Annotated in this window: 7 protein-coding genes; 4 read left to right on the plus strand and 3 right to left on the minus strand. The window is 66.0% G+C overall.

From position 1 onward, the window contains the following. Positions 1-93: 93 nt before the first annotated feature. Genes J0I42_RS23280 through tagH form a run of 3 tightly spaced genes read left to right on the plus strand, consistent with a single transcriptional unit; the run spans position 94 to position 3,959 of the window. Positions 94-1,953 (plus strand): type VI secretion system Vgr family protein, encoded by a 1,860-nt coding sequence (locus J0I42_RS23280; RefSeq protein WP_291658495.1) that lies wholly within the window; start codon positions 94-96, stop codon positions 1,951-1,953. A 38-nt stretch (positions 1,954-1,991) separates the two neighbouring features. After that, positions 1,992-2,540 carry a DUF6931 family protein gene (locus J0I42_RS23285; protein WP_291658497.1) on the plus strand — a complete coding sequence of 183 codons (549 nt, stop codon included), beginning with the start codon at positions 1,992-1,994 and terminating at the stop codon, positions 2,538-2,540. A 33-nt stretch (positions 2,541-2,573) separates the two neighbouring features. Continuing rightward, on the plus strand, positions 2,574-3,959 hold the full coding sequence (tagH, locus tag J0I42_RS23290) for a type VI secretion system-associated FHA domain protein TagH (RefSeq protein ID WP_291658499.1): 1,386 nt from the start codon (positions 2,574-2,576) through the stop codon (positions 3,957-3,959). A 163-nt stretch (positions 3,960-4,122) separates the two neighbouring features. Here tagH and J0I42_RS23295 read toward each other — a convergent pair whose 3' ends face one another. The 3 genes from J0I42_RS23295 to J0I42_RS23305 form a co-directional block, all read right to left on the minus strand. Beyond that, the gene (locus J0I42_RS23295) at positions 4,123-4,476 is read right to left on the minus strand and encodes a RidA family protein (protein ID WP_091861342.1); all 354 of its coding nucleotides are present in this window, start codon (positions 4,474-4,476) and stop codon (positions 4,123-4,125) included. Between the two features lie 60 nt (positions 4,477-4,536). Beyond that, a complete protein-coding gene (locus J0I42_RS23300) occupies positions 4,537-5,319 on the minus strand; it encodes a hypothetical protein (RefSeq protein WP_291658503.1) in 783 nt (260 codons plus the stop codon). A 67-nt stretch (positions 5,320-5,386) separates the two neighbouring features. After that, positions 5,387-5,887 carry a PAAR domain-containing protein gene (locus J0I42_RS23305; RefSeq protein ID WP_291658504.1) on the minus strand — a complete coding sequence of 167 codons (501 nt, stop codon included), beginning with the start codon at positions 5,885-5,887 and terminating at the stop codon, positions 5,387-5,389. A gap of 176 nt (positions 5,888-6,063) precedes the next feature. Between J0I42_RS23305 and tssK the strand changes: the two genes are divergently transcribed. Then, positions 6,064-7,401: a type VI secretion system baseplate subunit TssK gene (tssK, locus tag J0I42_RS23310; RefSeq protein ID WP_291658505.1), complete on the plus strand. Its 1,338-nt coding sequence runs from the start codon at positions 6,064-6,066 to the stop codon at positions 7,399-7,401. Positions 7,402-7,533 lie beyond the last annotated feature (132 nt).

The following is a 7,533-nucleotide window of genomic DNA, read 5'->3' on the forward strand; positions in this document are numbered from 1 at the left end:
GTCCGGCAGTTGATGACTTAGGGATGGAAGGATGAACCCGGAAATCACCTACGTCAATATAAAAATAGCAGTACGAATCGAAAGGTTCAATTGATGCCCTCCGCCCTCAGGCAAGAAAATAGTACTGCGTCTTTCTCTACACCCAAGGGAAAGGACGAATTTACAATTATCAAATTCGAAGCCACCGAAGCTCTGAGCGAATTATTTACTTATAACATCGAAGCGGCAAGCAAAACTGAAAACGCCGACCTGCAAAGCATCATGAGCGAAAAATGCGCGATCAAGTTCACGCTCAAGAACAAGAGCGAGCGCGTTTTGAACGGCACGCTTGTCGACGCGCAATGGCTCGGCCAGCAGGACGATCTTTATATTTACCGCTTCACGCTCAAGCCTTGGCTCTGGCTGCTCTCGCAGCGCGCCGATTGCCGGATTTTCAAGAACAAGACCGCCTTGGACATCATCAAGGAGATCTTCAAGAAGGAGGGCTCCGCGAGTTTCGACGATCGCACCAGCGAGACGCTCCAGCCTGTCGACTACTGCGTCCAGTATCGCGAGACCGATCTCGACTTCGTGCTGCGGCTGATGGAGCAGTACGGCATCTACTATTATTTCAAGCACAGCGACGGCGACCACAAGCTCGTGCTCTGCGATTCCCGCTCCGCCCATGACCAGGTCCAGGCTGCGGCCGAACCGAGCTTCCAGGGCGACGCCTCGGGCTACGCCTTCGTGCCGCAAGGCAACCGCTTTCCGCGCAGTACCGTCGAGCATCTGACGCACTGGTCGACGATCCGCCGCCTGCGCACCGGCAAGTTCGAGCTCAAGGACTATGATTTCGAGAAATCGGAATCAGACCTCACAGCGCGTGCCGAGGAAGGCTTTCCGAAGGCCAAGTCCTACGAGGCCTATGACTACCCGGCTGCCTACACCAAGCGCGACCAGGGCGAGCATTTCGCCCGCGTGATGGCCCAGGCCGAACAGGCGCAGGACGATCGCCGCTATGCCGGCGGCGACGCCGCGAGCCTCTATCCGGGCGCGCTGATGAAGCTGATCGACCACCCGACCGGCGCCGAGAACAGCGAATACATCGTCGTCCGCGCGACCCACGCCTATGGTATCCAGAGCTATCGCTCGTCCGGGCGCCGGGACGAGGCGCTCTATCACGGCTCCTATGAGCTCCAGAAAAGCGACAAGCGCTTCCGCGCGCCGATCGTGACGCCCCGCCCGACCGTCTACGGGCCGCATACCGCCAAGGTCGTCGGCGAGAAGAACAAGGGCGAGGAAGGCGATATCGACGTCGACGAATACGGCCGCATCTGGCTGCGCTTCCACTGGGACCGCGAGGATGGCTCGACCTCCTGCCGCACCCGCGTCGCGCAGATGTGGGCCGGCAAAGGCTGGGGCGGGCAGGTCATCCCCCGCATCGGCCAGGAGGTGATCGTCGAGTACATCGAGGGCAACCCGGACCTGCCGCTCGTCGTCGGCGCCGTGGTCAACGACCAGCACAAGCCGCCCTACGAGTTGCCGGCGAACAAGACCCAGTCCGGCCTCAAGTCGGAATCGACCGATGGAGCCGGTTTCTCCGACACCTATAACGAGATCAAGTTCGAGGACCGCAAGGACCAGGAAGTCCTGGAGATCAGGACGGAGAAGGACCACAAGGTCACGGTCAACAACATCGAGACCCGCGATATCGGCGAACGCTTCCAGGGCATGGGCTATTCGCGCGAAACCACGTTGAAGCTCGGCGACGACAAGCTCGACATCCAGAACGGCAAGCTCGACGTCGAGGCGCTCCGGGAGATCAATCTCAAGGTCGGGCAGAGCACGATCAAGATGACGCCCGGCAGCATCGAGATCACCTCGCCGAAGATCACGATCCATAGCCAGGCGCTGACGGAGGTGAAGAGCGACGGCATCCTCACCATCAACGCCCCGATGGTGAACATCAACTGACCACGTAGACCGATAACGACAGAACGGCCGGAGCCTCCATGTCACGCCTGCGCTTCAGCACCGCCCGCGAAGTGTTCGAGACCTATCCCGCGGCCCGCCAGGCCGTGACGATGGCGCCGACCAACGAGCCGCCGCTGGCCTTCCTCGGCCGTCTCGTCCGAGGGCCGGCGCCGACGGAGGCGGCGAGCTTCTGCGCCTTCCTTTTGCCCCGGCGCGAGACGGTGTGGTGGGCGCTCCAGGCCGTACGCTCGATGCAGCCGTCCGGCACGCAGGATCCCGGCCTCACCGCAGCCGAAGCCTGGGTGCGCGAGCCCGGTGATCGCACCCGCTTCGAGGCGCTGCGGCAGGCGCAGGCAGGCGACAGCGCGCGACCCGGCACCTTTGTCGCCTGGGCGGCAGGCTATTCCGGCGGCAGCATGTCGGAGAGCCACCCCATCCCGACGCCATCGGACCTGACAGCCAAGATGGCCCGCATCGCCGTGCTCAATGCAATCAACGGCCTGCCGGCACGCGAGCGTGAAGGCGCATTGCGCGGCTGCGTCGAAGCATGCATTCGTTTGGCTGAAGACGATGCCGGCAAGCGCTGATCCTTCCGCTCGGGCCGCAACGGGACGTCCGCGATGGCGCTGACACTGACGATCGAGAACGAGACCTCGCTGCCCGATGGCGGTCCGCTCAGCGTGACCACGAGCGGTGGGCGCGGTCTCGATATCGGGCGCGACCAGCATCTCGACTGGGCGCTGCCCGATCCATCGCGTGCCGTTTCCGGCCGGCATTGCGAGATCCGCTTCCGCGACGGTGGCTGGTGGCTGCGCGACATCTCGACGAACGGCACCTTCGTGAATGGCGGCGAGCATCGCGTGCAATCGCCGTACCGGCTCCAGGACGGCGACCGGCTGGAGATCGGCCACTACATCATCGCCGTCGCCATCGCCGAAGAAGCCGGGCAGGTCTCCGGCGCAGCCGCCCCGCCCCCGCCTTATGCGGCCCAGCCGGAATCACTGTGGGCACCGAGCGAAGACGCCGCGCCGCCGATCCCGCGCCGCGACCTGATGCCCCCGAACCATGCCAGGCCGGTCCATGCCGGTTTCATCGACTGGGCGGCCGATATCCCCGCCCCCAGCGCCGAACCCGCTCCGCAGCCGACACGGGACTGGTCTCCACCCGCCGCACGGAACGACGAATTCGCCTGGGCCCCGCTCCAGCCGCAGCCCCTTCCGCCGGCGGAGCCGATCGTCCCGATCCCGACGCCGCGTCGTCCACCCGCGAGCAGCCCATCGGGTGTCAGCCCCTGGGACGAGCCGACCGAGGATGCGCAGGCACCCGAGGCTCCGGCTGAGCCCTCTCCCGCGCCGATGCCGGCATTCAAGCCGCCGCCTTTTCCGTCTGAACCGTCCGCACAGCCTCCTGGCGCGCCCGCGCCGATCTCGATGGGCGAGTTCATGCAGCGCTTCGCCAAGGGCGCTGGCGTCTCGCCACAGGCGCTGGCGACGCAGGACCCCGGCGCCTTCGCCGAGCAGCTCGGGGGCCTGATGCGGCTGATCGCGGAGGAGTTGAAGGGGCTGCTCGCCGCCCGTGCCGAAACCAAGCGCATCGCCCGCAGCACCAGCCAGACGATGATTCAGGCGCAGGACAACAACCCGCTGAAATTCTCACCGACGGTCGACGACGCCCTGCAACTGATCTTCGGCCAGCCGCGCAGCGGCTATCTCGACGCGAAACGCGCCTTCGACGAGAGTTTCCGCGATCTCAAGGCGCACCAGATCAAGACTTACTCGGCCATGCAGCACGCGCTGAAGATGCTGGTCGAGGACCTCGATCCGCAGGCGATCAACGAGGCGACGGCGCAGGATGGCGGCCTTGGCGGCCTGATCGGCTCGCGCAAGGCGAAGATGTGGGAGACCTATGTCGCCCGCTGGGACGCCAAGACAGCGCCTTACGAGAACGGCCTCGTCGACGCCTTCATGATCTATTTCGCCGAATGCTACGACCGCGGCGGGAAGTAGCAGCACTCCCCTCTCCAGATGTCACCCCGGACAAGCGGCAAAGCCGCGCCGATCCGGGATCCATGCCGGAACATTCATCGGAGAGGCTCAGGCATGGATCCCGGGTCTTCGCTTCGCTACGCCCGGGATGACACGACTGGATGAGCGTCAGATGGGCCGAGTCTCAGCCCTTCGCCGCGACCGCCGTGATCTCGATGGCGTAACCCGGCGAGGCCAGCTTCGCCTCGACGGTCGCGCGGGCTGGCGAATGGCCCTTGGCCACCCACTTGTCCCAGACCGCGTTCATCTCGCCGATCTTGCTGATATCGGTGAGGAAGATCTGGACGCTGAGGATGCGCTCCTTGCGGCTGCCGGCCTGCGCCAGCGTGTCTTCCAGCAGCGCGAGCACCTCCTCGGTCTGCTCGGTCAGTGAGGCGCCCTCGGTCTTCTCGGCGACATGGCCGGCGAGGAAAACGATGCCGTTGAAGATGGCGGCGTCGCAGTAGCGGGCGGCGAGGCCGATGCGTTCGATGGTCATGGTCTTGGGTCCTGTCGCGGGAGGAATGGAACGCCCGCTTGGCCTGCCAGCCCCGCCCGGTCAAGCCGGCGGCAGCGCCAGGATCTCGCGGATCGCGCGCGGCTCGAGCTGGCGCGGCGCATCATCCATCGCGGCCTTGTAATAGCCGAGGATGCTGAGCTGCTCGTGGGTCGCCCAGATCGAGTCGTCCTCGAAGGCGGCCATCCGCTCCTCGAAATTCAGGATCATGCCGTATTCCAGGCCGACGCCGCGCTCGATCGGCGGCGGGGTCGGCTTGCTGCGCTTCTGCGCCTCGGCCGCCGCGAAAGCGGCGAGCGCACCCGGCTGCCAGACCTGATCATAGGCCGCGACGATATCCGCCGCGGGGTCGCCCTTGCTGGTCAGCACCCTCCGGCAGGCATCGGCGAAGGCATCGGTCAGCCCGTTCGCCTCGGCGGCAGAATCGGCCTTGTTGTAGTCGGCCCGCAGCGGCTCGACATAGCCAAAGAGGTTTTCGAGCTGCCGCGCCGCCGGACCCGCCAGGAACAGCCAGGGAAAGGCGCCGTCGATCGAGATCTGGCCGGGCAGCAGATGCGCCGCCTGCTCGCCGTCGTCGGCCCGGAAGAACTGGCGTACCGCCGCGGTGCAACTGACGTTCGGCACCGGCAGGATCGGCCGCCTGCGCCGGGCCGGGTCGCGGATCAGCACCATGAAGCAGAGCACCTCCGCCACGCGCCCGTTGCGGGCGAGCCCGTGATTCTTTGCCCGCTGCTGGTCCGAGGAGAAGCGCTGCACCATCTTGTGGCGAAAGCGCTCCTGCTTCGCCTCGGCCCGATCGGGGACCGTCCTCCTGCTCTTCGCCATCGCACCTCGCAGCGATAAAACGATCCCGCTTCAGCGACTTCCGCCGTTTTCCTGAATCAATCCGGCATCAGCCGCCGATGATCACGGTCGGCAGGCCCGTCATGATCTTGTTGGGCGGCCCCAGCGCCTCGATGATCGTGTCGCCCAGCCGGCAGGCCGGCAGATTGTTGATCAGCACCGTCTGCGAGCCGTCGATGGCCACGCCGGGCCCATGCGGCTGCGGTGGCATCAGCGTCAGGCAGTTATGGATGTCGGCCCCGCCCGAGGCGCCCGTGATGGTTGAACTCATGGCAGCGAGTGCCGCAGTCTTCGCCGCCTCTTCGGCTGCTTTCGCGGCAGGCGCTCCAGGTGTACCCGCCGCCGCCAAGGTCGCGGCCTGTGCCGCCTGAAGCGTCGCGTCCGAGGCTGCCTTCGCCGACTGGATAGCGGCGGCGGCGCCAGCCGGAACGCCGCGCCAGGCCGGCATGCCGCCGATGATCACGTTCATGCTTCCCGGACCGGGCTGGAGCATGCCCGGCAGCGGATGCAGCACCGGGTCCATGACGCGTGCGGCCGGTCCCTTGGGCATGCGGGCCTCCTGCTCGAACGGATTCGTTCTACCGAGGACTGCCGCGAAAATCGCTCCGCCGCATCCTTCAAGTCAATGACTGCGTTGCCCGAGCAGCGCGCTAGCATTCGTTTGGTGACGCTTGGGCAGGAGCCGTATAAGCTCGCCCAGCCTGCCTTCGAGTGAGCGAGACCGGAATGTCGTGGTACAGCAAGGTCGTCTGGTCGGAAGGACTGTTTCTCAGGCCGCATCACTTCCAGCAGAACGACCGCTACCTCGAAAATCTGCTGGAAAGTCGCGTCAGAACCATCTCGCCCTATCCATGGGGCTTCTCGGTGCTGGAGATCGACCGCGACCTCGCCCAGCAGAGCCGGATCGGCCTGCGCCGCGCCGCGGGCGTGATGCCGGACGGCACGCCCTTCGCGCTGCCTGACAACAGCCCCCTGCCGGCCGCGATCGAGGTGCCGGAGAATGCCGCCGGCCAGATCGTCTGGCTCTCGCTGCCGCTCGCCGCCGCCAATACCCGGGAGGTCGAGGACACGCTGAACGGCTCGGCCAGCCGTTACGTCCCCGCCAACGAGATGCTGATCGACTCGACCGCCTCGCTGCGAACCGAGGAAGAGATCGACGTCGCTCATCCGCGCCTGACGCTGGAGCTGCGCAAGACCTCGAAGGCCGGCTATGTCGGCCTCGCACTCGGCCGTATCCTCGAAGTGCGCGATCGCGCCATCCTCTTCGATGAGAAATTCGCCCCGCCCGTGCTGGTCTGCTCGGCCTATCCGGTGATCGAGGGCTGGCTCGACCGCGTCATCGGCTGGATCGACAACAAGCTCGAGGAACTTGCCCGCTATGCCGCCGATCCGACGGCCGGTGGCGGTCTGCAGAGCGCCGACTATTTCGTGCTCCAGCTCCTCAACCGCAACATCCCGGTGCTGAAGCACATGCGCCGCTCGCGCTTCATCCATCCCGAGCGGCTGTTCTCGACCTTCCTCGCGCTCGCCGGCGAACTTGCGACCTTCACCACGGCCGAGCGCCGCGCCCGCGACTACCCTCCTTACGACCATGACGACCTGGAGAACTGCTTCGCCCCGGTCGTGCGCGACATCCAGGACTTCCTCTCGGCCAATCTCGGCCGCCGGGCGATCCGGCTGGAGATCGTCGAGCGCGCGCAAAACGCCTTCATGTCGACGATCCGCGACCGCAGCCTCGTCCGCAACGCGACGCTGGTGCTGGAAGTGGCGGCGCGCCGCCCGCTGACCGAGATCCAGGCGCAGTTCCCGCAGCTCTTCAAGATCGGCCCCAACACCAAGATGAACGAGATCGTCCATGCCCATCTGCCGGGCATCAATCTCGTCCATCTGCCGACGCCGCCGCCGCAGATCCGCGCGCTCACGGATCATGTATACTTCTACCTCGACCGCACCTCGCCGCTCTGGCCGGAATTCTCGACGGCGAGTTCAATCGGCATGCATTTTTCCGGCGACTGGCCCGATCTCGAGCTCGAGCTCTGGGCCGTTCTGGAGGGCAGGCGATGAGCGATCCGGGTTCGCCTTCCGACCCGTTCGGCCGTTCCGAGCGGACCATCATCAGGCCGAACCCCGGCGGGCGCCGCGCGCCCCTGCCACCCGCCCCCGCCGCGCCGCCCCCGAGCGCGCCGCAAGCACCCC

It is taken from the genome of Allobosea sp. (genome assembly GCF_017308015.1).
Taxonomy (GTDB): Bacteria; Pseudomonadota; Alphaproteobacteria; order Rhizobiales; family Beijerinckiaceae; genus Allobosea.

Bases quoted from the DNA above. Each gene is read 5' to 3' on its own strand.
- J0I42_RS23280 (WP_291658495.1), top strand. From the start codon at position 94: ATGCCCTCCGCCCTCAGGCAAGAAAATAGTACTGCGTCTTTCTCTACA.
- J0I42_RS23285 (WP_291658497.1), top strand. From the start codon at position 1,992: ATGTCACGCCTGCGCTTCAGCACCGCCCGCGAAGTGTTCGAGACCTAT.
- tagH (WP_291658499.1), top strand. From the start codon at position 2,574: ATGGCGCTGACACTGACGATCGAGAACGAGACCTCGCTGCCCGATGGC.
- J0I42_RS23295 (WP_091861342.1), bottom strand. From the start codon at position 4,476: ATGACCATCGAACGCATCGGCCTCGCCGCCCGCTACTGCGACGCCGCC.
- J0I42_RS23300 (WP_291658503.1), bottom strand. From the start codon at position 5,319: ATGGCGAAGAGCAGGAGGACGGTCCCCGATCGGGCCGAGGCGAAGCAG.
- J0I42_RS23305 (WP_291658504.1), bottom strand. From the start codon at position 5,887: ATGCCCAAGGGACCGGCCGCACGCGTCATGGACCCGGTGCTGCATCCG.
- tssK (WP_291658505.1), top strand. From the start codon at position 6,064: ATGTCGTGGTACAGCAAGGTCGTCTGGTCGGAAGGACTGTTTCTCAGG.